The following is a 22,857-nucleotide window of genomic DNA, read 5'->3' as shown; positions in this document are numbered from 1 at the left end:
CCGCCGACCATCGGTGAATTTCCCAGCGGGTCACGCAGGTCAGGTGATCATCGGGTCGTCTCGCTGCGAGCGCCCTCGGCGTCGGCCGTACGAGCGGCTTCGCGCGGGTGGGAGAGGAGTGGCTCAGCCATGGATCGGCGGTCTCTGGATAGCCAGGCGGGATACGGCCAGGATGGACGGCATGGACAAGAAGGAACTGGCGGAATTCCTGCGCCACCGGCGTGAGGCGCTGCGGCCCCGCGATGTCGGGCTGGTCGAGGGGCCGCGCAGGCGTACGCAGGGGCTGCGACGTGAGGAGGTCGCGCAGCTCGCCGGCATGTCCACCGACTACTACGCCCGGCTGGAACAGCAGCGTGCTCCGCAGCCCTCCGTGCAGATCACCGCGGCTCTCGCCCGGGCATTGCGGCTGACGCTGGACGAATGCGACCATCTCTTCGCGCTCATCGGCCACAACGCTCCGGCCCGCTTTCACCGCTCCGAGCATGTCAGCCCGACCCTGATGCGGGTCCTGGACCGCCTGGACGACTCCCCGGCCCTGGTAACGACCGACCTGTCCGACACTCTTGCGATGAACCCCTTGGCCATCGCGCTGCTCGGCGACCAGACCCGCCACACCGGTCTGGCCAGTAGCGGCTACTACCGCTGGTTCATGGACCCCGCCGAGCGACTGGTGTATCCCGAGGAGACCCACGAAAGCCACGGCCGCGCCCAGGCAGCACGCCTGCGGGCCGCACTGACCGCCGGCAGCGACACCCCCCGAGCCGCCCGGATCCTCGCCGAACTCCAGGAACACAGCCCCGAGTTCGTCCGCATGTGGGAACTTCAGGAAGTCGCCCGCTACGGCGACTGCAACACCCTTCTCCATCCCGAACTCGGCCGCATCGACGTCGACGCCCAGCTCCTGTACACCGAGAACCGCGCCCAGACCCTGGTGGTGCTGACCACCCGCCCCGGCACGGAGAGCCACAGCAAACTCGAACTGCTCTCCGTCATCGGACACCAGCAGCTCACCCCCTGACGTCCTGGACCGGGGACCGGGCCGGGCTCGGCGCGGCTGGGGGGCGGACAAGGGCACCCTGGAATGGTGCAGCCCGTACGGCTTTCGCCCCGCGCTCTACGGCCAAATATGTCGGCCCCCGGCGTTGTCCGGGCTCCGCGCTCAGGCCGCGGATTTGACCGGACGCTGCCTCCGTTTTACTCTCGACCGAGTACGGAGGCAGCATCCGTTTTGATGCGGCCGCAGGATCACGGCAGACAGGAGGGCGCATGAGCGCCGGCGAACAGCGCGGACGCAAGCCCCGCGCGGACGTCCAGCGCAACCGCGCGGCCCTCCTGGAGACCGCGCAGCGTCACTTCCTGCAGCACGGGGTCGGCACCTCCCTCGAGGCGGTGGCCAAGGAGGCGGGCGTCGGACCCGCCACCCTGTACCGGCACTTCCCGACCCGGGAGGCGCTGCTGGCGGCCGTGCTGCAGACCCGCTCCGAGGAACTCGTGGCCCGCCAGGCGGACATCGAGCAACTCGGCGACCCCGCCGAGGCGCTGGAGCAGTGGCTGCGGGCGATGGAGGAGTACTTCAGCGCCTTCAGCGGGCTGCCGGACCCGCTCATGGCCGCGGCCCGGGCACAGGAGCCGGACAACCCGCTCACGATTCCCTGCGACATCCTCATCTCCGCCACCGATCAATACGTGCGAGCCGCGCAGGTCGCGGGGCGCGTGCGCGCGTCGGTGCGGGGGCACGACCTGTTTCTCGCGGCCTGTTCCGTTGCCTGGATCAAGGGCACCGGCACCGAGGAGGAGTCACTCGACCGGCTCCGCACGCTCATCGCGAGCGGCTACCGCCAGCAGGACACCCAGGCGTAAATCGCCGGGCGCCCGCTCCGCCCCGCAACGCCAGGCGGCACCACCACCCCACCATCACATCGCGCTGCCCCCAGGGGCGGCACAACCTCCTAAGGAACAAATCATGAAAATTACTGTCATAGGCGCCGGCGCCATCGGTGGGAACCTCGCTGCCAAGCTCAGCGCGGCCGGTCACGACGTCCAGGTGGCCGACGCCCGCGGCGCCGAAGCCGTCCGGGCGGAGGTACTGGAGTCCGGGGCCCGCGCGGCGGACCTCGCCGACGCCGTCCAGGGCAGGGATGTCATCGTCCTGTCGATCCCGTTCGGGGTGGCGGGCCGGCTGGCGGACCTGTTCGCGTCGGTGCCCGACGAGACGGTCGTCATCGACACCTCGAACTACTACCCCGGCATGCTCAGCGAGCCGATCGAGGCGGTGGACAACGGCCAGGTCGAGAGCGTCTACACCGCCGAGCTGCTCGGCCGCCCCGTGGTCAAGGCGTGGAACGCCGCGCTGGCCGAAACCCAGCGGACCAAGGGCGTCCCGGCCGGAACGCCCGGCCGCCTCGCCATCCCCGTCGCCGGTGACTCCGAAGAGGCGCGGAAGGTGGCCATGAGCCTGGTGGACGACACCGGCTTCGACCCCTACGACGCCGGTACGCTGGCCGACTCCTGGCGCCAGCAGCCGAACAGCCCCGCCTACTGCACCGAGTTGACCCTCGACGAGCTGCCGGCGGCCCTGGCCGCGGCCGACCGCGCCAAGGACGCAGCCATCCGCGACAGCCTCCCGGAACGCATCGCCGCCCTCGGTGCCAATCCCACCGTCGACGACGTCGTCGAGATGAACCGCGCCGCCCACCGCTGAGGCACCCGACGCGGCACTCGTGCAGGCAACGGACAGCGCCGGCACTCCACGAACGAAGACCGAACACGAAGAGCGCACAGTCCCCCGCGCTGCGGACTGCAGCTTCGGCACGCCGCTGCCTGCGAGCAGCCGCAAGCCTGCCGGCACCCGCAGGGTGCGTCCGCAGCCGCGGCGGCCTCCGCGCAGCGCAACATGGCAGATGACTGCGCGCCCCGGAGAGGAACCGCCTTGCGCGGCACCGCATCACCCTTCACCGACATCGCACGCTCCCGCCGCTCCCCCCGGCGGTTCCTGCCCACCGCCCTGTCCCCTGCGGACATCCGCGGTGTGCTGGAAGACGCACAGACCGCCCCCTCGAACAGCAACACCCAGCCGTGGACGGTGCACGTCGTCTCGGGCGCGGCGCGAGACGCCCTGGCCAAAGAGCTGCTCCGGGCCGAGGAGGACGGGCGGACCTCCCCGGATTTCACCGACGGCTACGGCGACGGCCTCTACCTCCAGCGCTCGCAGGCCCTGGGCGCGAGTGTCTACCGGGCCCGGGGCGTCGAGCGCTCGGACCGGGACGGCAGAAGGGCGGCGGTCCGCGAGAACCTGGATTTCTACGGGGCTCCCCATGCCGCGTTCCTGTTCATGCCGGCGCTCGGCGACGGGGTACGGACGGCCGGCGACATCGGCATGTACGCGCAGAACTTCCTGCTCTCGCTGGCGGCCCGGGGGCTGGCCGGCATCCCGCAGACCGTACTCGGCGTCTACGCCGACACCGTCCGCGAGTTCCTGAGCGTCCCGGCGGAGCTCAAGCTGCTGTTCGGCATCTCCTTCGGCATTGCTGACCCGACGGCACCGGTGAACACGCATCGCACAGAGCGGGTTCCGCTGCAGCGGAGCGTGGTCCTGCATGACACCCCGGGAGTCCTCGGCAGGCAGTAGTTCCTCCGCCCGCCGGAACCATCCGGCGCCGGGCCGGGGCCCGGCGCCCGCGTCGGAGACATTCTCCGTTTCTCATCGCCTCGCCCGAGGAGTAACCATGACAAGCCGACAGATGATCCTGGGCATGCAGTTCAGCGGTGGATACGGGGCCGCACCCGGGGCCTGGCGGCTGCCGGGTGCCAACCTGAACAGCTACACCGACATGGACCAGTTCGTGCGTTACGCGCAGGCCGCCGAGCGCGGCAAGATCCAGCTGCTGTTCATCGCGGACACCCCGGTCCTGGACGTCGACCTCGACCACCATGCCCCGCACCACATGATCGACCCGCTGCTGATCCTGACCGTCCTCGCGCGCGAGACCGAGCGGATCGGCCTGGTCACCACCGCCTCCACCACGTTCACCGAGCCCTACAATCTGGCCCGCCAGTTCAAGGCCCTGGACGTGATCAGCCACGGCCGGGCCGGCTGGAACGCGGTGACCACCTCCGACCCCGCCGCCGCGGCGAACTTCGGCGCGACGATCCCGCCGCGCGCGGAGAAGTACGAGCGTGCCCACGAGGTCATCCAGATCGTGCAGGGGCTGTGGGGCAGCTGGGAGAAGGACGCCTGGCTGCTCGACGTCGACGGCAAGCGGTTCGCCGACATGGACAAGATCCAGCCGGTCAACCTGCAGGGCAAGCACGCCGCCTCCCGCGGCCCGCTGCCCATCCCCCCGTCCGAGCAGGGCCAGCCGGTCATCTTCCAGGCGGGCGGCGGCAGTTACGGCCTGGAACTGGCGGGCCGTTACGCCAGCGGCGTCTACGCCAACCCGTACACCATCGAGGACGCCCGGGCCCAGCGCCAGGCCCTGCGGGACGCCGCCACGCGCGCAGGACGCGACCCGGACGAGGTGAAGATGCTCGCCGGCTTCATGCCGACCATCGCCCCCTCCCGCCAGGCCGCGCTTCAGCGGCGCCGCTTCCTGGACGAGGTCGTCGACCTGCACCAACGCGTCCGCTACCTCGGCGCCATGATCGGCCTCCCGCTCGGCCCTGCCCGGCTCGACGAGCCGCTGACCGCGGACCAGCTCGCCGACGCCATGCCCAGCCCGCACGACCCGCGCTCCGCCCGCGCCCTCGAAGTGGCCCGGGAAGGCTGGACGCTGCGTGACGTGCTCGCCCACGGCGTCATTGACTACCACCCGGTCGTGGCCGGCACCGCCGCCGACGTGGCCGACCACATGCAGCAGTGGTTCGAGGCAGGGGCCTGCGACGGCTTCTCGATCGCCGTCGACAGCTACCACGACGGCTTTGACGCCTTCGTCGACCGGGTCGTCCCAATCCTGCAGGAACGCGGCCTGTTCCACGACGATTACGAAGGCCCCACCCTGCGCGAGAACCTCGGGGCCCACGAGCAGTATGGCCTCGACCCGCGCCTCACGAAGCCGGTCCGGGCATGACCACCACCACGCAGCCCATTCCTCGACGCAACCTGAACGGGACATGCAGGGCAGGTGAGCGGTGTCGCCACCCGCTTGCGCAGTCCTCGTCGGCCTCAACCGGGTCTTCACGATCCTCACGGACAGCAACTGACGTACACCCGGGCCCGCCTGTCACCCACCCAGGTGATGGTGCAACACCTGTGGCGCCAACTAACCTTCCGGCAGAGCTGTTGAGCTGCATGTTCGCGTCCTCAGCACGTCGCACCACTCTCCGACCCCTAGAGAAGTTTCCAGTACGGGAGCGCACCGGTGAGGTCGAGGACGGCCATGTCCGGCTCGATCATCTGCACGCGGGGCGTGATGCCTTCGAGCAGGCGGCGCAGCCGTTCGGGGAGTTCGGCGTCCGGTTCGGCCGGGAGGTCGAAGCGCAGGTGGAGGATGTGACGGCCCACGGTGATCACCCGGCGCTTCCCTGACTCCGGTGCCCGAGCCGACGCAGGTCCGCCGAGCGGGTGCCGGTCGGCAGCAGGTCGGCGTATGGGTGCAGGCGGGCTCCGGCGGTGCCGTCGGCGAGCGTGCGCTGCGGGGTGGCCGTCTGGGCCGGGGTGCGGGCCGGGCTGGTGCGGCCGAGGAGGTCGAGGGCGGCCTGGGGGCCGTGGTCGCGGCGGGTGGCGGCCACCTCGTCCAGGTCCCAGGCCATCTCGACGGTGCGGCGCGGGCCTCGGGCCTCCACCTGGCCGCGTACCAGCAGCAGCCCGGAGTGGAACACGGTGTGCGCGACGTGCCCGGGGCGCGGCCCGGTGGCCAATCTCGTCTCCGGGCAGGCCGAGCTGCTGGACGGCACGAAGGCGACGACCGACGAGTGGGTGTCGGCGAAGCACCGAGCTTGGGTCAAGGGCCTGCCGGACGTCCTGGTCCCCACCGTGATCGTCGAAGACGGCCACCGGGCCACCACGATGCTGCCCTTCGACAAGAACAAGATCTACCCCTACGCCTACCGGCACGATCCGGACCGCAGTATCTCGCTAACCAGCAGCCGAATCGTGCCGACCGCTCTGCCCTCCGACCGCATCGCCGGCCTTCTCGACCGCCTCGACGTCCCCCGCGACCGCCTCATGGTCGCCCTCGTCGCCATCTACGCCCTCCTCCCCGGACAGCTCGCCCACCTCCGGCGAACCGACCTCGACCGCAGCAAGGGCCAGCTGCGCCTGCGTCGGCCGGGACGCATGGACCACGTCATCTACCTCGACGCCTTCACCTTGTGTCTGGCCACAGCGTGGGAACTCCAGCGCCACCGGCGCTGGCCCGACAGCTCCAAACCCCACCTCTTCGTCACCCGCAACACCGCCGCCGACGACTCCGGCCCGCCCATCAGCGCCGGCGTGGTGCAGTTGCTCTTCCAGCGAGTCGGCCTGCCCGCGGGCCGCCTACGCGTGGACCGAATCGTCGACGAGGCACGCCACAGCGCCGACCCTGTCCGGCTGATGGAGCTCTTCGGCGTGTCGGCACACCCGGAGAAGAAGAATGACCCCATCGCCTCGTGAGGTCCGCCCGCTCTGATCAGTCAGGTGGGATTCACGGCGCACAGCCTGTGCCACCAGTGACCGCATCCGTCGGAGCAGTAACGCTCGCGCCGCCGTGCATCGGCGATCGCGAGCACCGCGATCAGCAGCCGGAACGCCTTGCGGCGCTCGTCGAGAGGGGAAAGGCTGGCGATCTTTCCCAGCTGCTGGTCGATCCGGCCGCGTGTGATCAGCACCGCGGGTGTATGCGTCAGGCGCAGTCCGGCACGGCGGATGCTCTCCGGTCCATCCTCGATGGCGGCGCGAGCTTGGACGCAGTGATGGCGGAGGAACAGCAACGTCTCGGACTGCTCCTCCGGGCTGAGACCGTCGAACCATTCGATGCCCTGTGACATCGAGCGCAGTCCCTGGGCGAGTTCGTTGAGAATGACGTCTCTTTTGGTCATGACTGCCTTCCGTTGGACAGGCGGCGCTCCGCCGCGGTGACCAGGATCCCGAGCAGCACGGCAAGATCGGCCGCGCCGTCGGCGTCGTCGGCCCAGCGGGTGACTTGCAGTGGGTGTACCTGGTCGAGTGGGGCGCCTTCGCGGGCAAGGACGAAGGCCAGTGCCAGCATGGCCGCGCGGGCGTTGCCGTCTTCGAACGGATGGAAGAACAGGACGTCGAGGTAGGTCCGGGCGGCACGTGAGGGGAGGGGCAGGTCCGGTTGAGTGCTCTCGGACAAACAGCTCTCGAACAACGCCGGAGTGCTGGGTGGCAGGCCGTAGCGTTCCCGCCCGCCCTTCGCGAAGGCCGGCTCTGTGCGGAAAGGGGCGGAAGGTTGGTACAGGACTGTCCGTTGCCAGTTCTCCAGGAGGTCGAAGCTCAGCCGTCTGCCCTGTGCCGCGTCGGCGAGGGCCAGGTCGAGGGCGGTCAGGATCTGCTTGGTCCCTTCGGCGTCGCGGCTGCCGCGTGTGGTTGTGAAGAAGTCCCGGAAGCCGTCGTATGCCGGTGTCCCCACGCCCGGGCGAGCGCCGCTCCAGCACGGCCAAGAGATCTGTGTGCGAATGCGCAGCCAGTCGGCGAGCGCGTCCCCATGGTGGCCGGGGCCGGACGTCATCGGTTTCCGTCCACGGTCCGGGCGAACCGCGAACTCACCGTGTCGACCACTACGACGTCCGGTGCGATCCAGCTGCCGAATCGGCCGCCGACTGCGCTTTCCACGATCTCCCGGGCTTCTTCCTCGTCGATGCCGTTGTAGGCGAGGAACCATCCGAGGACCTGCTTGCAGTGCCCGTACCAGCCGCTCTCGGCCCGCGTCTTGTCGGCCACCACGGTCACCAGCCGCGTGCACGCGCGCTCCCAATGCCAGGGATCCACAGAGGACAGGGGCACCGCTGAGTGCGATGGCGGCGCCAAGGCGGAGAAGCGCTCCGCCAAATCCTCGATCCAATTACGCCACTCGAGCAGGGCCGCGACGGCCATCGGGGCGGTCGTGTCCGCCGTCGTCACGGAGTGGCGGGCGCAGCACCACACGTCGACGACCCCGCCGTCGGTGTCGCCCTCACCCACCGACCAGTTCCAACCGCAGGCCCACCGGCCGTACCGGTTCACCAGGAACTCGGTGACGGGGTCCAGCGAGCGCCACCGGTGCTCTTCGACGGCCTCAGGGCTGGGCAGCAAGGGTGCGACAAGACCGGCCAATGCCTCCGCCGCATCCTCGTCCAGCTCGAACGAATGTCGCAACGGATCGACTTCTGCCCAGGTCAGGGTGCGTGCCCACAGTTCGCTCACCACGCCACTCTGCCGTGCTCACGTGCACGAACTCCAACGCAATACGGAGCGGAGGTGTCACACCACTGAGAAACGATCTTCAATCGAACGGGAAGTGATCTTCAGAGCTGGCGATTCACCCAGCTCAGACCGACTCGTGAACAGCCCCAGCCGTAGCGAGCGAACCCACGTCAGGCTCAACGCCGTGTCGGCGAGTCGGTCATCCTCTTCGGCCCCGTCGGCGTCGGCAAGACCCACATCGCCCAGGCCCTCGGCCACCTCGCCGTCCGCCAGGGCGCCCACGTCCGCTTCGCCAAAACCAGCCGCATCCTCGCCGACCTCGCCGGCGGCCACGCGGACCGCACCTGGGAGAAACGGATCCGCGAACTCGTCCGCCGACGTTCTCATCCTCGACGACTTCGCCATGAGACAGCTGTCCGCGGCACAGGCCGACGACCTCTACGAACTCGTCTCCGAGCGGCAGGGACGCTCGCTGATCATCACCAGCAACAGGGCGCCCAGCGACTGGTATCCCCTCTTTCCCAACCCCGTCGTCGCCGAGTCCCTCCTGGACCGGCTCATCAATACCAGCCACCAGGTGATCATGAACGGGCCCAGCTACCGCCCGAACAAGCGGCCCAGGAACACGGCCGACAAGGCGCACTAGAGTCCGCCGTTCCGGCTTCCCATGCCGACGTCTCAGCGGCACGGGTTGGCTTGTCAGAGGCATCCGCTACTTTGCGGGCCATGGGAGATTCAGGCGGAACATTGACGACCCGGTCTATGTCCGCGGGGGAACTGCACCAGCTCATGCGGGCAGCCGGGTTCACGGGCATCGACGACACGAAGGCGTTGGCGGAGGGCTGGCAGGTCACGGACTTCGCCGACGCCGGACGGCGCAGCCTGGCGAACCTCGTCCAGCGAACGGGGGCTCCGGCCGTGATGGTGTCCTTCCTCGACAGCGACGTGGGTTTCATCGAGGCCCTCACGCCGGGCGGCAACAGCTGGGAGGGCCTGCTCAACCGCGAGATGGCGAAAAGCTACGAGATACCTCTGGAGCACTTCCCCATCGAACCTGCCCTGGCCGGCGCACTCGCCTGGTCGGCAGCTGCCGGACTGACACCCGACGAGGAAGCCATCCGGCAGACGCTCACCGGGTCGGCCCTGTTCGCGGAAGAGCTCTCCTCAGCCCTCCTGGTTGCCCTGGGGCTGCCCGGCGCAACCTAGCCCTCTCAAGCCAGGACCTGGGGAATTACGTGAACTTCCCCCTGGGGAATAACGCGATCGTCCACACTGCCAGGAAAAAGCTGCTGGAGTAGAAATACGCTCCGAACTCATGCGCCTACGGAGGTGGTCGGCAAGCAGACCATCTCGACCTGCTGACCGGCTGCCGACCGCCAAGGCATGGAGTCGGCGACCGGCGACCTCGACGGTCATGTCCACCTCCTCGACCCGGTGGTAGGCGAACTGCCCGGCTCGCATTTGTGCCAGCCACTCGGCCTTTGGCTGTTCGTACCCGGTGATGTGGGTGAGGTGGTAGCCAGAGGCGAGCAGGGCCTCCAGGGCGTCGGTGTTGCCGTCGACCATCGCTTGGAGCTGCGCGCGGAAGGCCGCGACGACCTCGTCGCGGGTGCTTTGGTCGGGGTATGCGGTCATTGTGGCTCCTGCCGGTGCGTTGGCGGGGTTACGGGCGGGGCTTTTGTGCTGTGCCGACCGGCTCACGCGCGCGGCCCGCTCGGCGCTCCCGGGCTGATGACACCGCTTTGCAGCTTGGCGTCGTGGTGTTCGTTGAGGCTGGCGTTGGTGATGTACAGGCGGTTGCCGCGCACCGCGGTGGCTGTGGGGAGGCAAGACCGTCGGAGGCCGTCAGGACGGTCGTGGTGGTGCCGTCTGACGAAGTGATTGAGAACGACGTCGAGGTGGAAGCGGCGCGGCAGGGTGCGTGCCTCCCGGCAGCCCCTGCACTCCATCAGGTGCTGGACGCTCCCCTTCCGACGGAGAAGGTCACGCCCTTGCCCTCGTCGGTGTTGCAGCTCGCGCAGACCGGGCCTTCTCTGAACTACCGGTGTGATCTGGATCATTGCAGTTGGATCGCGACAGATCAGTCCTTCTGCCAGCTTCTGAGAGCGCGGCATGTAAGCCTGCGACCGATAGGGCCTTCGGCTGCTGGTGGAGCGGCGGGAAGCACAAGCTAGGTGCGGATCAGGCCAGGATACTGACCGAGTGTTCGTGATGCGGAACGCTTTGGGCATGAGCGAAGAAACCGAGCGGCTGGCGAAAGCTCTCATCGAGTTGCGGGAAGCCGAGGGCATCTCCGTGAGGGAGCTTGCGCGTCGCACCCAGTTGAGCCAGGCGACCATCAGGCTCCACGAGAGTGATCGCGGACGCCCTCCCGTTCCCTTCGCGGCCCGCCGTTTCGAGGAAGTTCTCGGCTGGGCACCGGGCAGCATCCCGACCGTGTCGCGCGAGACGACGGATCTCGAGCTTCCGCCGGACTCCGGCACTGTCGCTGGGTAGGCTGAGAGGTCAGGACTCGTGACGGCGCGCCGAGACCCGACGAGGGCGAACACCCTTGCCGGGTCTCGGCCAGGGTTCCCTGCCTCCAAGAGGGACGATCACAGGGAGGTGGACCGTCCGGCGACCTGGCCGAAGGTGGGCAGGCCCAGGTGGATCACCGAGGGCTTGCGTGCGGTATCAAGCTGGGTCAGCTTCTCCTCGACGCCGGCCAGGCTGATCTCCAAGCCTTCGACCTCTCCGAGCCAGCCTTCACGCTGAGCTTCGGCGATCCGATGGAGCAGGTTGTAGCGGATCTCGATCAGGCGGTCCCGCTGGGACGGCTCGGGCCGGAGGAGCGAACACCGGACGCAAGCGTGCTGGTGGATGCATGCTGTTCCGAAGGCCCGAGCGCAGGTTCCCAGAGAGAGCTTGCGCTTCTCGAAGTGAGCGAGGGGTGAATTCGCATGATCGTCGCAACGTTGCAGGCTCATGGTGCCAGAGCGGCAGCGAATGCCTGGGCAGGGGTCTGCCAACTCAAGGTTTTGCGGGGTCGATTGTTGAGCCGGTGCTCGATGCTGCGGAGATCGTCCACGGTGTAGAGAGACAGGTTCGTGCGCTTGGGCAGGTACTGGCGGAGAAGGCCGTTGGTGTTCTCGTTCGTGCCACGCTGCCACGGGCTGCCCGGGCGTGCGAAGAAGATGCCGTCGGCGAAATAGGGCGCGAGTTCGTAATGGCGCGCCATCTCGGAGCCCTGGTCCCAGGTGAGACTCCGTCGGGCGTGCTCCGGCAGCTGGCCGAGAACGGCGATCAGGGCATCGCGTAGCTGGCTGGCCGAGTGTCCCTCGGGCAGCGGGACCAGCCGGAGATAACGGGTGCGTCGGTCGACGAGGGTCGCGACGGCGGACTGGCTACGGACGCCCACGACGAGGTCGCCTTCCCAGTCGCCGAGACGCTCGCGCAGCTCGATGACCGGTGGCCTGTGGTCGATGAGGACGGCAGGCGCGACGAATCTCGGCATGCGCTGGTCGGGGCGGCGCCGCTTCTTCCTCAGCGGCCGGCCGGTGCGGAGCTTCCGCGTCAGAGTCCTGTTCAGGCCGCCTCTCGCGCCCTGGTAGAGGGCTCGGTAGATGGTCTCGTGGCAAAGGTGCCGCTCCGGCCGGTCGGGCCAGCGGGTCCGCAGGTGGGCAGCGATCTGCTCCGGGCTCCACTCCAGGTCCAGCTTGGACTGCACCTCAGCCTTCAGCTCAGGATCCGTGGCCAGCTTGGCGCGTCTGGGGCGTCCGGCTCGCTCACGGCAACGGTGGTGAGCCAGGTCGGCGTCGTATCGGCCGTAGTCGTGCGGGCGGCTGTTGCGCCGCAGCTCCCGGCTGACCGTCGATGGCGCCCGTCCGAGCTGGCCGGCTATCTCTCGGATCGTCAGGCCGCGTTCACGCATTGCGGCGATCCTGCGGCGTTCCAACAGCGACAGATACCGGCCCGACCGGGAGGACTCCGGGAGATAGTCCGGTCTCAGGCCGCCGTTCTCCGCTCGCCACCGGTAGCCCGTCTTACGCCCGATACCGAGTTGTCTGCACGCCTCGACGCTGCCCACTCCGGCCGCCAGAAGCCGCCAGTACTCAGCCTCGACCTCCAGCCTGCGCTTGCGTCCCCGCCTCGCCATCAACACTCCACAATGATCAAGGAATGTTGCGACAAGCGTTAGAACCCAAGGTTCTTGAATGTTGACCCTTCTGGTCATCCTGCGCGGCCCTACTGCGGCGCGCTGCCGCGCAGGATGACCGCGATCATGTCGTCCAAGCCGTGCTCAGCCGCCTCCGGCGGTAGCACGCCGCTTACCGTCAGGCCGGCGTAGCCGTGCAGCGCCGCGACGATCGGCAAGGCAATCCGTTCGAGTGGCCCCTCGCGCACTTCGCCCCGGCGCTGCCCGTCGCCGATCAGCTCCAGGAGTTGATCGGACCACCGGGGGGCGGTCGCCCCGAGTGCCTCCGACGCCTGCGGACTGTGCTTGACCGAGAACATCAGGTCGAGCAGTGCGGCGTTGGCCACGGCGAAGCCCACATAGGCGCGGGCTGCGGCATCCAGCCGGTCGGCGAACGCCTCACCAGCGCCTTCCTGCGAGGCTGCGATGGCCTCGGCGAGCCGCTCGAATCCGGTCAGCGCCAGGGGGTCCAGCAGTGCCTGCTTGGACTTGAAGTGGCGACTCGGCGCGGCGGGGCTCACCCCGATCTCGCGGGCTAGTTCGCGCAGGGACAGCGCGGACGCCCCCCTCTCGCGCAGTGTCTTCTCGGCTCGCGCGAGCAGCGCGGCGGGGAGGTCTCCGTGGTGGTAGGGGCGGTTCGTCATGCCCTCAGCCTAGCCGGGTGTAGGCGACGCACACATTGTTAATGTTGCCTACATTGTGATCGGTGCATACATTGGGAGCATGGCAAAGAACACGCACACCCAGCCCTGGAACACCACCGACATCCCCGACCAGAGTGGCCGCACCGCCGTCGTGACCGGCGCCAATAGCGGCCTCGGACTCGCCACCGCCACGGCCCTGGCCGCCGCGGGCGCCCACGTCGTCCTCGCCGTACGGGACACCGAGCGCGGTGAAGCCGCGGCCGCGACGGTGAACGGTAGCGTGGAGGTCCGCCGGCTCGACCTGGCCGACCTTGCCTCCGTGCGCGAGTTCGCCGCCGACTGGCACGGTGACCTGGACCTGCTCATCAACAACGCCGGCGTCATGAACGTCCCCGAGGGCCGCACCAAGGACGGCTTCGAGACCCAGTTCGGCACCAACCACCTGGGCCACTTCGCCCTGACCAACCTGCTGCTGCCGCACATCACCGACCGCGTGGTGTCCCTGTCATCGGGGGCGCACAAAGCCCCGGGCAGTCCCCGCATCCACTTCGACAACCTCTACCTGACCGGCGAGTACAACCCGCTGACCGCCTACAGCCAGTCCAAGCTCGCCAACCTGCTCTTCACCCTGGAACTCCAGCGACGACTCAGCGCCGCTGGCTCGCCCGTCCGCGCCCTCGCCGCGCACCCCGGCTTGGCCGCCACCAACCTCCAGAGCCACGACGCCAGCCTCCTGCGAACCCTCTTCTACCGTCTCGTCAACAGGCTGATCGCCCAGGACGGCGAGGCCGGCGCACTCCCGACCCTCTACGCCGCCGTCCAGGACCTTCCCGGCGCGAGTTACGTCGGCCCCGACGGCATGTTCGAGATGCGCGGCGCCCCTTCCCTGGCTGGCCGTTCGGCAGCGGCCAGCGACCCGGCCACCGCCCGCCGTCTGTGGACCGCCTCCGAAGAGCTGACCGGCGTCACCTTCCCGGAGCTGACTGCGGCAGTTCGATCCTGAAGCCGTGGCCACCCCATCGAGTCGGCCACCTGCAACGGGGCAGGTGGCCGCACTCGGTGTCACGGAGGCTGCTCCATACAAGAGGGTGCTGAAGGTGGAGGACTGGGCGGAGATACGTCGGCTGCATCGAGCAGAGGGCGTGCCCATCAAGGAGATCTAACGGCGGCTGGGGGTGGCCCGGCACACGGTGCGGGCCGCGTTGAACTCGGACCGGCCGCCGAAGTACGAACGGGCCCCGCGCGGACGGGTAGCGGACGCCTTCGAGCCGCAGATCCGGGGCCTGTTGAACGAGTGGCCGACCGTCTATTTCACGACCCTCGACGACATGGTCCGCCAGCTCAAGGTCGCCGAGGCGGCCGGCCGACTCAACAGCAAGCTCCGCACCTACCTCCGCTCCGGCGTTCTCGTCGTCGACGAAGTCGGCTACCAGCCCCTCGAACGCGCTGAGGCCAACCTGGTATTCCAGGTCATCTCCAAGCGCTACGAGAAGGGCTCGATCATCCTGACCTCGAACAAGACCTTCAGCGAATGGGGGCAGGTGTTCGGTGACGAAGTCCTCGCCACGGCCATCCTTGACCGGCTCCTGCACCACTGCGACGTCGTCTCCATCAACGGCCCCAGCTACAGACTCAAGAACCGGCTCGCCGCCATCGAACGCGAGACCGCAGCCTAGACCGCGGGCCGGGCTGGGGACTCATCGAACGATGCGGATGCCTGGCAGGGGAGACATCTCTTCGCCTTCCGCGGTGAGGACTTCTCGCGCCAGCTGCCGGGCGCGTCCCCACCCGGCGTCCGTGGCCAAGGCCTTCATTGTCCACCTATCCACGTCGGTGACCTGGGACATCTCGCTGAAGACTTCATCGATCATCTGCAGCGAGGGCAACACCTCACGACTGAGCTGGCCCTCATCGACCAGTCGCCCAGCGAGGCGGAAGGCATCATCAAAGCCCAAGGCGATCTCGTCCGGCGGTACGTCGTATTCGTCCAACCAAGCCACCTGATCCGAAGCAGGCGCCGCGACCACGACGACCGCCTCGATCAGCATGCGACGACGCGCTGAAAGACCAGGGCTCTCCACAAGGTCATCGTGCCACGACTCCACTCGAGCCGAGCGAACAGCCCGTCATCTCCCTGAGCACGTTCGTCCGTACTTCACTGAGCACATTCTCGGCCCTGGCAAGATTTCCGTGAGGCGCGAGTGTGCGACCGTGCGCCGGTGATACTCCGTCACGGGTAGCGGCGTCGGAGCAGGGCCATGAGGATGACGCGAACAGCAGATCCCGCTGCCACCTCTGCACGCCCCCAGGGTCTTGGGAGTGGACGACTTCGCCTGCTAGAACCGGCTCAAGGGCGCGAAGCCTTCGTGGAGTCGTGGCTCCACACGGTGAGCGTGTCGGGATGGTCCGGGCCGAGCACCTGCACCATGTCGGCCAGCAGGGTCCCGGCTGTGGTCTGGTCGCCCGGGTAGTCGCTCCAATAGGCGATCTGATGGCGGTTGGCGCGGGTGTGCGGGTGGTCGGGGCCGAGCACCCGCAGCCGGTCGGTCAGGAGTGCCTCGAACTCCGTGACCGCACCGTCAGGGTCACCTGCCATCGCTTTCCAGTAGGCGAGGCTGCCTCGGGTGATCATTGTGTGGGGATGGTCGGGGCCGAGCACTAGAAGGCGGTCCGCGTAGACCTCCCGCAGGGCGGCTAGTGCACGGGTGGGGTCCCCGGCCGCGCCCTGCCACCAGGCGAGGTTGTTCCGGGTGGTCAGGGTGCGTGGGTGGTCGGGGCCCAGCACCCGCACGAGGTCGGGGAGGAGGGTCCTGAACGCGTGGACGGCGCCGCTAGGGTCACCGGCGAGCCCTTGCCACCAGGCCAGGTCGTTCCTGGTGATCATCGAGTGCGGGTGGTCGGGCCCCAGTACCCGCTGCCGGTCACCGAGCAACGCTCGCAGCGCCGCAGCCGCTCCAGCCGGGTCACCGGCCTTTCCCCGCCACCAGGCCAAATCGTTGCGGGTGGTGAGCGTGTCGGGGTGATCGGGGCCTAGCAGCCGCACCATGTCGGACAGCAGGGCGTCGAACGCGGTCGCCGCCCCGGCGGGATCACCGGACTCACCCTGCCAGTAGGCCAAGTTGTGCCGGGTGGTGAGGGTGTCGAGGTGATCGGACCCCAGCACTCGCAGCCGGTCCGCCAGCAGGGCTTCGGTGGCGGCGAAAGCGCCGGAGGCGTCCCCGGCCTCGCCTCGCCAGCGTGCGTGGCCGGCGCGGACGGCGAGGGTGTGGGGGTGCTCGGCGCCGAGCAACTGCTCTGCCGTGGAGCCCAGGTCGCGGTAGTAGGCGGCGGCCGCCGCGACCAGCCCAGACTCGCCCAGACTGTTGCCAGCGGTGAACAGGACGCGGTGGGCACCTGTTTTGGTGTTCCACAGGGCCGAGCCTGCAGCGGCGCGCAGGGCCGCTGTATTGGCCCGCAGCACCTGCCCGCGGGAAGGGTCGCACTCGATCTCCGGCCAGATTGACACTAGAGCGTCAGCCACGGTCTCCGCCAGCGCGTTGGCGTGTTCCGGGTGCGTAGAATCACGGACCGCACGCTGGATCAGGGCGTGCACCCGGATGATCGGGTCGACCGGATTGAGTGTGAGCAGGCTGAGACGGTGCAGGCTGTGCAGGACGTCGCGCACATCGTCGGCTTCGACGGACTCCTGGGAATTGCGGCGGCCGCGGAGGTAATCGGTGACAACGCTCGTGGTAAGTAGCTCCGCAGGGATCGCGTTGGGGTCGAGCAGTGCTGCCAGTTCCAGGACGGGGCGGCCCAACCCTCGCGGGGTCAAGGTGTCGGCGTGGTCGATGGACAGCGACCACGTGGCCGCGACGGTTGCTCGGTGCTCATCTGGCAGAGCTTCGGGCTCGGGGGTGAGGTCCGCCAGGCGCCTGCGGGCGTCGTTCAGGCGGCGCCGGTACTCGGCGCAGGACAAGCCCCGATCGAGGATGTAGGCACCTGCCTGGGCCAATGCCAGCGGCAGGTGTCCGAGATCCTCGGCGAGCCGGTCTCCATCGGTGAGCAGATCCCCGTCGCCGCTCAGCCGGGCGCTCAGGTAGGCCGCTGACTGCCCGGGCGTGAATAGGCCGACCTCCACGAGGTACCGCCCACTCGACAAGGCAGCATCACGGCGGCGGGTGGTGACGACCGCCCGGCCGGAGGGAACAGTGGGCGGCCAGAGCCCGTTGAGGTCCGCAGGGTTCTGCAGGTCGTCCAGCACGATAAGCCACCGTCGGCGATGCGGTTCGGACAGCCAGGCCAGGAAGCGCGCTGCGCCCTGCTCAGGGTCGTCGTCCTGCAGTCCAGTGATGTCGGCAGCGGCCTGCGCGTAGGCGATGACGACGGCGTCGCGGGACGCAGCGGTCACCCACATCAGCAGGTCGACTTGCCTCGCCCGCCACGTGCGGTGAGCGAGGGCTGCGGCGAGTTGCGTCTTGCCGACGCCACCCATCCCCGACAACACCTGCCACACCACGGCGGTGCCGCTGCCAGTAGCCATGAACGCGTCGAGGTCGTGGTCGGCGGGGCGCTCCTGGCGGCAGTCGGCCAGCAAAGGCAGCACTCCCACCTGGTGTGGCCACGGCTGCGGCTGGTGCGGTGCGCCGGTCCGGCGCGGTGCGGCCGAGGCACGGTGTTTGCCCCCGGAGCGGTGGCTGTCGGCGTAGCGGTCGCGCCAGGTGTCAAGGTGGACATCCGCAGGGTCGAGGGTGATGGAAGGGCGGCGGGTGCGGGCATGACGGGCACAGGCCCGGACGAACGCCTCCACCGCTTCAAGGCGTGTGGATCTGCCGTTCAGCAGGTTGCCGAAAGTGGACCTCGACGTCGCTGATCCTTCGGCCCGAGCGTGCCGGGCGAGGGTCTCCAGCGATGGGGACCCGACCAGAGCGTGCAGCCGCTTCAGGTCGTCGAGCATCCGTCTTCCCCCCGGAGGCGGTCGCGCGATTGAGAGACGTCGTCGAGTGTCCAACGTCCATATTTCCACGTTAGTCGAAAGTGACTGCTCCGGCACTCACCGTAAAGGCATCGGTTCCCTGAGCGAAGGAGTTCGCGATGTCGTTCACGACGATCACTGCTGGGCCAGAGTCAATCTGGATGGCGCTTCCACAGGTCACGACACTCCTGGAGTTCGTGACCGCGGCCGCCAGCTTTTACGTGTCGTGCTCGCTAGCGCACCGGCGGTTGCGGCGGCCGCCGCGCCGCGACCGGTCAGGTGACTGATGCGGGTGAAGGCCAGCGGCAGCACAGGCCCGGAGGCGCGCCACAGGCTGGGCCTGTAGCTGTCCTGTGGCGCCGTCGGGGCTCGGATGAGGCCCTGGCGGTCAATGCGGCGTCTTCCCCTCCGGGCCGCTCCCAGCCTCGGGATGCGCCCTCCCCGTCTGCCCCGCGGTTCCCTCAGACGTCATCCGCTTATCGATCACGGTGCTGGCCTGGTCGAACAGGGTTCCTGATCGGGTGATCGCGTGAGGGCCGACGCATGGCAGCAGGGCCTCTTGGTAGTTCGGGGGTGCGATCCCAGCCGAGTACCAGGAGGCCCTGTTGCCGCAGTTGTCGGCGTACAAGCGAACGTGGCCCGGCCAAGATTTCCGTGAAGCGCGAGTGGGCGACCGTGCGCCGGTGATACTCCGTCACGGGTAGCGGCGTCGGAGCAGGGCCATGAGAATGACGCGCTGGCGTAGCAGCGGGACTCCGGCGCGTCCGGCCATGATTCGCTTCTGGAGTTTCAGGTCGGTGATGCGGCCTTCGTTGACGCCGGAGTTGAATGGGGTGGTGATGCCCTGGACGACTGCGGGCTGGTCCTCGCGGATGGCGTTGGCCAGGCTGGCCAGGGCCGGGAGGCGAGTGATTGTAAGTTGCTGGAGCCAGGCTGGCAGCGGGGCGGCGTCGCGGGCGTCGAGCATGGCGGCGAACTGACGCACCAGATCGTGAGTGTGGTCAAGTTCAGGGCAATGCTCGAACAACCTCTGGAGTGCGTCGGCTGCGTGCAGGCTGCGGCGGGATGGCGCGGTGGTGATCCACCGGGCGACTTGGCGAGGCGACGGCGGCCGTTCGCGGGGAGTGTTGATCGGCAGGCCGCGGCACAACGGCGCTATGGCCATCTTGACCCGCTGATAATGACCGCGATAACCCTTGGCGACGATCTCCTGGTGCAGCACCGTCGCGGTGTGCTCGCCTTCCTCCCAGCGTTGCCGCAGGTAGTCCAGGTATGGATCGAGGCTGGTAGGCCGGCGGGGCGGGGTGCGCCGTATGCATTCCTGCCAGGTGGCGGCTCGGGCGTACTTGCCCACGGTGCGCCGGTTCAGGCCCAACTCGCGGGCTGTGGCGCTGAGCGAGAGACCGGTGTCGGTCAGCGCGTGCACCGCCTCGAACAGCCGCTTCGCGTGGCGGCGGGCTGGGGTGTCGGCCTGGTCGGACGGTCCCACTGGGGTCGCGGGTGGCGGTGCCGGTGCGGGCTGGGGTACTGCGGCGAATAGGCACCCGCGGTGGGCAGCGGCGATTTCACCGGCCCGCTTCGACAACCCCTGCCACAGGTGAAAGCGGTCGCTGACCTGCACTGCGTCCGGGGCGCCGTCGGTGATGCCTTGGCGGTAGACCAGTGAGCCGTCCCGGCAGACCACCTCAACACCGGGGTGCGTCCGCAGCCAGGCGGCCAGTTGCTCGGCGTCGCGACCGGCCCACAGTTCGATCGGCAGCCGGGTGTCGGCATCCACCAGCAGGGTTCCGTACTCGTCCGCATACAGTGCGAAGTCGTCCACACCCAGCACCCGCGGGGTCGCTGGTGACGGAAGTGGCAAGCGCATCAAGTGGAACAGCACGCTGGTCCGCGACAGCGGCACGTTCAGGATCTGCAGCAGCCGGGCGCCGCCCTGGCCAGCGAGGAGCACCCCGGCCATCTCCACCAGGTGCTGCAGCAAGGGGCTGCGGCGCTGGTAGCGCGCAGTCAGTCCCTCGACCTGCTCGGCGAACGTCCGCCGGCCGCAGCACGGACTGTCGCAGAACAACCGCCGTACCGACAGCCCTATCAGCACCGGGCGCCCCCCGACAGCAACATCTGCCAGCGTCCGGCCATAGCGACTGTGCACCCGCGCAGAACCGCGACCGCAGTCCGGACACGCCACCGTCAACTCGCGAGTGCAGGCCTCGATGCGGACCACGCCGCCCGCCACCCACACTCGTTCCACCCGCACCGCATCGAGGTGCGGAGACATGATCCGTACGAGGTCGTCACACTCGCTGACAGTGCCGCTACCCGTGACGGAGTGTAACCGGCGCACGGTCGCACACCCCTACTTCACGGAAATCTTGCCAGGGCCACATTCTCGAGTACGCCGACACGTGCAGACGCAGGCGATACCGAGCCCTGCGCGGCGCGGCGGTCGAAGTCTCCGGTTCCGGGCATCTCAACGCGGGGAGAGAATGCTCCGGCCCTGCCGATCTTGGGGGACTGAGCCGTCCAGGGAAGTGCCCCGGATCGACATGAGAACCATCAGGGCACCGCCGCAGACAATGGCTGAATCGGCGAGGTTGAACACCGCGAAGTGCTCGACGGAGATGAAGTCGACGACGTGCCCGCGAAAAACCGCAGGCGCCCGGAAGATCCGGTCAGTCAGATTGCCGAGCGCGCCCCCAAGCAGCAGGCCCAGGGCGACAGCCCAGGGAAGGCTCTGAAGCCTACGCGCGGCACGCGTGATGGCCACGACAACCGCGATCGCAATCGCCGTGAACACAGCAGTGAAGGCCTGGCCGCTGCTGAAAGCCGCACCCGAGTTACGGAACACTTGCAGCGTAAGTACGTGGCCCGCTATGGCCACGGGCTCCTGGCCTTCCAACCGCGAGACAGCCATAAGCTTGCTGCCGAGATCCAAGGCATAGGTGAGAACGGCCGCCGTCAGCAGAGCGGTCAGAGCCGGTGTGCGCTTGCCAACAGCACGCGTCGCGGTCTCGGGCTGGGATTGCGAGGCGTTGTCGGTAGTAATGATCCGCTCCATGGATGCCGAGCCGCCCTGGACAACACCACATTACAAGGGCCTGCGAGGCGACACGTCGGGCAGGCGGTTGGCTCCTCCTCCCCATGGGCTTTACCTCGTCGAAGCATACTGCGACGCGGAGTTCGGCATCAGCCACGCGCAGGCGTACCGGCTCCTGGACGTCGCCCGCGCGGCAGTGCCGCGCACAGCGCGTCCAGGGTGCCCGCCCATGCGCTGTCCGGTGGCGTCCCGTAGCCCACCACCAGCGCGTCGTGCGGCTCGACAGTTGCCAGCGGGTGCCGGTAGCGGTGGGATGCGGTCGAGGAGGTCTGTGGCCTCGATGTCGGGGAGGGCGAGGCTGAGGTTCCCGGGCAGTCGCCGGTGCGGGTGACCGTTGACGGTGGCGCCGGGGATCGCGGCTAGGAGGTGGGTCTGGAGCCGGTCGTGCAGGGCTCGGATGCGGGTCGGGGGCGGGACGACGTCGGTGGTGATGAGGTGGGCGGAGGCGCCGAAACCGACGATGGCGGGGACGTTGGGGTGTCGGCCCGCAGGCCGCGTTCTTGTCCGCCGCCGGTCTGCTGGGCGGTGATGCGGGTGCCGCCGCAGATGTAGAGGGCGCCGATGCCCTTGGGGCCATGGAGTTTGTGGGCGGACAGAGGGGCGAGGTTGACGCCGAGTTCGGCGACGTTGAGGAGTCCGCAGCCCGGCGACTGCGCCCTGCGCATCGTCTCCCGGCCCAAAGGGGTCAAGGGCTTCGTCGTCCTGCCCCGCCGTTGGAAAGTCGAGCGCACGATCGGCTGGTGCATGAACGCTCGCCGCAACGCACGCGACTACGAACGCCTGCCCCAGCACTCCGAAGCACACCTGAACTGGGCACTCATCACCATGATGACCCGGCGTCTGACCCGCAAGAGCTTTCGTACCGACACTTGGTCGAGGAAGCCACGGGCCACTCAGGGCTGATTCCATACAAGCGTATAGCGCCAGAACAACCGCCGCCGCAGCCGTGCACCGGGAAGGGCGTCTCTGGCTTCACGGACGATGTCGTCAAAGGTCATGTCCGCTGAGCGAGTAGGGGCCGTCATGGAGACGGGTCGCTGCGAGGGGCGCCCCTTGTTCTTCAGCCAGCCCATGGCAGCGTTGGCCGCAATGGCGATGGCACCGAGCAGGTGGTCCACAGGGGTCTGGGCACGAGACAGGCCGACGATCACCAAGGTTCCTCCCGGAGCCAGATGACGGCGGAAGCGGGTGAGTGCCTGGGTGAACGGCAGGTGGTGGATCGTGGCGACGCACGTGATGACGTCGTAAGGGCCGGCAGGAAGCTCGGCTATTGCGTCCGCGACGGTGAAGGTGACGGGGAGCCCGGAAGGAGTCAGCTTCTGGGCCTGGGCTGTGATCACCGGATCGGAATCGACGGCCTGCACAACATCGGCTCGTCCGGCCAAGAGCCTTGCAAGATCACCGCTGCCGGAACCGACGTCCAGGGCGCGGTCGAAGCGCCTCGGCAACTGCCGCAGGATCCAGCGATGGTAGTGGGCGTTGTGATCCCAGGGATAAGCGGCGTTGAACCGTTCAAGAGCCCGCAGGACACGAGGCGACAAGATCTTCATCGGGTTGCGTCCAGGGAAGTGGTGTACGGGTTCGCCCTGATCCGGGGGTTTGCTCCGGCATCGGGATGGTCCCCGCATAGGCGAACGGCCACCGGCT

The 22,857-nt window shown here is 68.5% G+C and carries 24 protein-coding genes and 5 pseudogenes; 13 read left to right on the top strand and 16 right to left on the bottom strand.

What is annotated here, in order from left to right:
* Positions 1-181: 181 nt before the first annotated feature.
* From ACFYZQ_RS37590 to ACFYZQ_RS37570, 5 genes are all read left to right on the top strand, one after another.
* Complete coding sequence (locus ACFYZQ_RS37590; RefSeq protein ID WP_389158158.1) at positions 182-1,018, top strand: helix-turn-helix transcriptional regulator; 837 nt, start codon at positions 182-184, stop codon at positions 1,016-1,018.
* 248 nt (positions 1,019-1,266) lie between these two features.
* A complete protein-coding gene (locus ACFYZQ_RS37585; RefSeq protein WP_389158156.1) occupies positions 1,267-1,860 on the top strand; it encodes a TetR/AcrR family transcriptional regulator in 594 nt (197 codons plus the stop codon).
* Between the two features lie 103 nt (positions 1,861-1,963).
* Positions 1,964-2,701, top strand: a complete 738-nt coding sequence (locus ACFYZQ_RS37580; protein WP_389158153.1) for an NADPH-dependent F420 reductase — start codon at positions 1,964-1,966, stop codon at positions 2,699-2,701.
* 228 nt (positions 2,702-2,929) lie between these two features.
* Positions 2,930-3,628, top strand: coding sequence for a nitroreductase (locus ACFYZQ_RS37575; RefSeq protein WP_389158150.1), 699 nt, complete (start codon positions 2,930-2,932; stop codon positions 3,626-3,628).
* Between the two features lie 97 nt (positions 3,629-3,725).
* Entirely contained in the window at positions 3,726-5,066 is a 1,341-nt protein-coding gene (locus ACFYZQ_RS37570) for an NtaA/DmoA family FMN-dependent monooxygenase (protein WP_389158147.1), read from the top strand.
* A gap of 260 nt (positions 5,067-5,326) precedes the next feature.
* Here the strand turns inward: ACFYZQ_RS37570 and ACFYZQ_RS37565 are convergent, their stop codons facing one another.
* Entirely contained in the window at positions 5,327-5,509 is a 183-nt protein-coding gene (locus ACFYZQ_RS37565; protein ID WP_389158144.1) for a hypothetical protein, read from the bottom strand.
* Positions 5,506-5,826 (bottom strand): annotated as a pseudogene (locus ACFYZQ_RS37560) (DNA polymerase III subunit alpha); the annotation flags it as partial. The pseudogene ACFYZQ_RS37560 and the gene ACFYZQ_RS37565, both read right to left, overlap by 4 nt.
* 22 nt (positions 5,827-5,848) lie before the next feature.
* Here ACFYZQ_RS37560 and ACFYZQ_RS37555 point away from each other — a divergent pair.
* Complete coding sequence (locus tag ACFYZQ_RS37555) at positions 5,849-6,592, top strand: site-specific integrase (RefSeq protein WP_389158141.1); 744 nt, start codon at positions 5,849-5,851, stop codon at positions 6,590-6,592.
* Between the two features lie 20 nt (positions 6,593-6,612).
* On the opposite strand, the gene ACFYZQ_RS37550 is transcribed toward ACFYZQ_RS37555, so the two are convergent.
* Genes ACFYZQ_RS37550 through ACFYZQ_RS37535 form a run of 4 tightly spaced genes read right to left on the bottom strand, consistent with a single transcriptional unit; the run spans position 6,613 to position 8,677 of the window.
* Positions 6,613-7,017 (bottom strand): DUF5958 family protein, encoded by a 405-nt coding sequence (locus tag ACFYZQ_RS37550; protein WP_389158138.1) that lies wholly within the window; start codon positions 7,015-7,017, stop codon positions 6,613-6,615.
* On the bottom strand, positions 7,014-7,670 hold the full coding sequence (locus ACFYZQ_RS37545) for a Fic family protein (protein ID WP_389158135.1): 657 nt from the start codon (positions 7,668-7,670) through the stop codon (positions 7,014-7,016). The genes ACFYZQ_RS37550 and ACFYZQ_RS37545 overlap by 4 nt, the downstream gene beginning before the upstream one ends.
* A complete protein-coding gene (locus ACFYZQ_RS37540) occupies positions 7,667-8,347 on the bottom strand; it encodes a hypothetical protein (protein ID WP_389158132.1) in 681 nt (226 codons plus the stop codon). The genes ACFYZQ_RS37545 and ACFYZQ_RS37540 overlap by 4 nt, the downstream gene beginning before the upstream one ends.
* Before the next feature lie 54 nt (positions 8,348-8,401).
* Positions 8,402-8,677, bottom strand: coding sequence for a hypothetical protein (locus ACFYZQ_RS37535; RefSeq protein WP_389158130.1), 276 nt, complete (start codon positions 8,675-8,677; stop codon positions 8,402-8,404).
* Between ACFYZQ_RS37535 and ACFYZQ_RS37530 the strand changes: the two are divergent.
* Positions 8,582-8,990: pseudogene (locus ACFYZQ_RS37530) on the top strand (ATP-binding protein). The gene ACFYZQ_RS37535 and the pseudogene ACFYZQ_RS37530 sit on opposite strands and share 96 nt — an antisense overlap.
* Positions 8,991-9,106: 116 nt before the next feature.
* Positions 9,107-9,550, top strand: coding sequence for a hypothetical protein (locus ACFYZQ_RS37525; protein WP_389158127.1), 444 nt, complete (start codon positions 9,107-9,109; stop codon positions 9,548-9,550).
* On the opposite strand, the gene ACFYZQ_RS37520 is transcribed toward ACFYZQ_RS37525, so the two are convergent.
* Positions 9,509-9,979, bottom strand: coding sequence for a nuclear transport factor 2 family protein (locus ACFYZQ_RS37520; protein ID WP_389158124.1), 471 nt, complete (start codon positions 9,977-9,979; stop codon positions 9,509-9,511). The two genes, ACFYZQ_RS37525 and ACFYZQ_RS37520, sit on opposite strands and share 42 nt — an antisense overlap.
* A 594-nt stretch (positions 9,980-10,573) precedes the next feature.
* Here ACFYZQ_RS37520 and ACFYZQ_RS37515 point away from each other — a divergent pair.
* On the top strand, positions 10,574-10,840 hold the full coding sequence (locus ACFYZQ_RS37515; RefSeq protein WP_389158121.1) for a multiprotein-bridging factor 1 family protein: 267 nt from the start codon (positions 10,574-10,576) through the stop codon (positions 10,838-10,840).
* A 98-nt stretch (positions 10,841-10,938) separates the two neighbouring features.
* Here the strand turns inward: ACFYZQ_RS37515 and ACFYZQ_RS37510 are convergent, their stop codons facing one another.
* From ACFYZQ_RS37510 to ACFYZQ_RS37500, 3 genes are all read right to left on the bottom strand, one after another.
* Positions 10,939-11,310 carry a hypothetical protein gene (locus ACFYZQ_RS37510; protein ID WP_389158118.1) on the bottom strand — a complete coding sequence of 124 codons (372 nt, stop codon included), beginning with the start codon at positions 11,308-11,310 and terminating at the stop codon, positions 10,939-10,941.
* Positions 11,307-12,479 (bottom strand): IS30 family transposase, encoded by a 1,173-nt coding sequence (locus ACFYZQ_RS37505; protein ID WP_389158115.1) that lies wholly within the window; start codon positions 12,477-12,479, stop codon positions 11,307-11,309. The genes ACFYZQ_RS37510 and ACFYZQ_RS37505 overlap by 4 nt, the downstream gene beginning before the upstream one ends.
* Before the next feature lie 89 nt (positions 12,480-12,568).
* Positions 12,569-13,162: a TetR/AcrR family transcriptional regulator gene (locus ACFYZQ_RS37500; protein ID WP_389158112.1), complete on the bottom strand. Its 594-nt coding sequence runs from the start codon at positions 13,160-13,162 to the stop codon at positions 12,569-12,571.
* A gap of 79 nt (positions 13,163-13,241) precedes the next feature.
* On the opposite strand from ACFYZQ_RS37500, the gene ACFYZQ_RS37495 reads away from it, so the two are divergent.
* The 3 genes and pseudogenes from ACFYZQ_RS37495 to ACFYZQ_RS37485 all read left to right on the top strand — a co-directional run.
* Positions 13,242-14,165, top strand: coding sequence for an oxidoreductase (locus ACFYZQ_RS37495; protein WP_389158109.1), 924 nt, complete (start codon positions 13,242-13,244; stop codon positions 14,163-14,165).
* Positions 14,166-14,250: 85 nt separating this feature from the next.
* Positions 14,251-14,467, top strand: a pseudogene (locus ACFYZQ_RS37490) (helix-turn-helix domain-containing protein); the annotation flags it as partial.
* Positions 14,464-14,838: pseudogene (locus ACFYZQ_RS37485) on the top strand (ATP-binding protein); the annotation flags it as partial. The pseudogenes ACFYZQ_RS37490 and ACFYZQ_RS37485, both read left to right, overlap by 4 nt.
* A gap of 21 nt (positions 14,839-14,859) precedes the next feature.
* Here ACFYZQ_RS37485 and ACFYZQ_RS37480 read toward each other — a convergent pair.
* The 5 genes from ACFYZQ_RS37480 to ACFYZQ_RS37460 all read right to left on the bottom strand — a co-directional run bounded on the left by ACFYZQ_RS37480 (position 14,860) and on the right by ACFYZQ_RS37460 (position 21,875).
* Complete coding sequence (locus ACFYZQ_RS37480; protein ID WP_389158106.1) at positions 14,860-15,210, bottom strand: hypothetical protein; 351 nt, start codon at positions 15,208-15,210, stop codon at positions 14,860-14,862.
* Positions 15,211-15,509: 299 nt separating this feature from the next.
* A complete protein-coding gene (locus tag ACFYZQ_RS37475) occupies positions 15,510-18,098 on the bottom strand; it encodes a tetratricopeptide repeat protein (protein WP_389158103.1) in 2,589 nt (862 codons plus the stop codon).
* A gap of 712 nt (positions 18,099-18,810) precedes the next feature.
* Entirely contained in the window at positions 18,811-20,391 is a 1,581-nt protein-coding gene (locus ACFYZQ_RS37470; RefSeq protein ID WP_389158100.1) for an ISL3 family transposase, read from the bottom strand.
* A gap of 192 nt (positions 20,392-20,583) precedes the next feature.
* Positions 20,584-21,171 carry a signal peptidase II gene (lspA, locus tag ACFYZQ_RS37465; RefSeq protein ID WP_389158097.1) on the bottom strand — a complete coding sequence of 196 codons (588 nt, stop codon included), beginning with the start codon at positions 21,169-21,171 and terminating at the stop codon, positions 20,584-20,586.
* A gap of 398 nt (positions 21,172-21,569) precedes the next feature.
* Positions 21,570-21,875, bottom strand: a complete 306-nt coding sequence (locus tag ACFYZQ_RS37460; protein ID WP_389158094.1) for an aminotransferase class V-fold PLP-dependent enzyme — start codon at positions 21,873-21,875, stop codon at positions 21,570-21,572.
* Here ACFYZQ_RS37460 and ACFYZQ_RS37455 point away from each other — a divergent pair.
* Positions 21,868-22,113 (top strand): annotated as a pseudogene (locus ACFYZQ_RS37455) (transposase); the annotation flags it as partial. The gene ACFYZQ_RS37460 and the pseudogene ACFYZQ_RS37455 overlap by 8 nt on opposite strands.
* Here ACFYZQ_RS37455 and ACFYZQ_RS37450 read toward each other — a convergent pair.
* A complete protein-coding gene (locus tag ACFYZQ_RS37450) occupies positions 22,104-22,760 on the bottom strand; it encodes a class I SAM-dependent methyltransferase (RefSeq protein WP_389158091.1) in 657 nt (218 codons plus the stop codon). The pseudogene ACFYZQ_RS37455 and the gene ACFYZQ_RS37450 sit on opposite strands and share 10 nt — an antisense overlap.
* Positions 22,761-22,857 lie beyond the last annotated feature (97 nt).

Source organism: Streptomyces sp. NPDC001843, from assembly GCF_042891955.1.
GTDB lineage: Bacteria > Actinomycetota > Actinomycetes > Streptomycetales > Streptomycetaceae > Streptomyces.
This window is presented reverse-complemented; position numbering and strand designations above follow the sequence as displayed.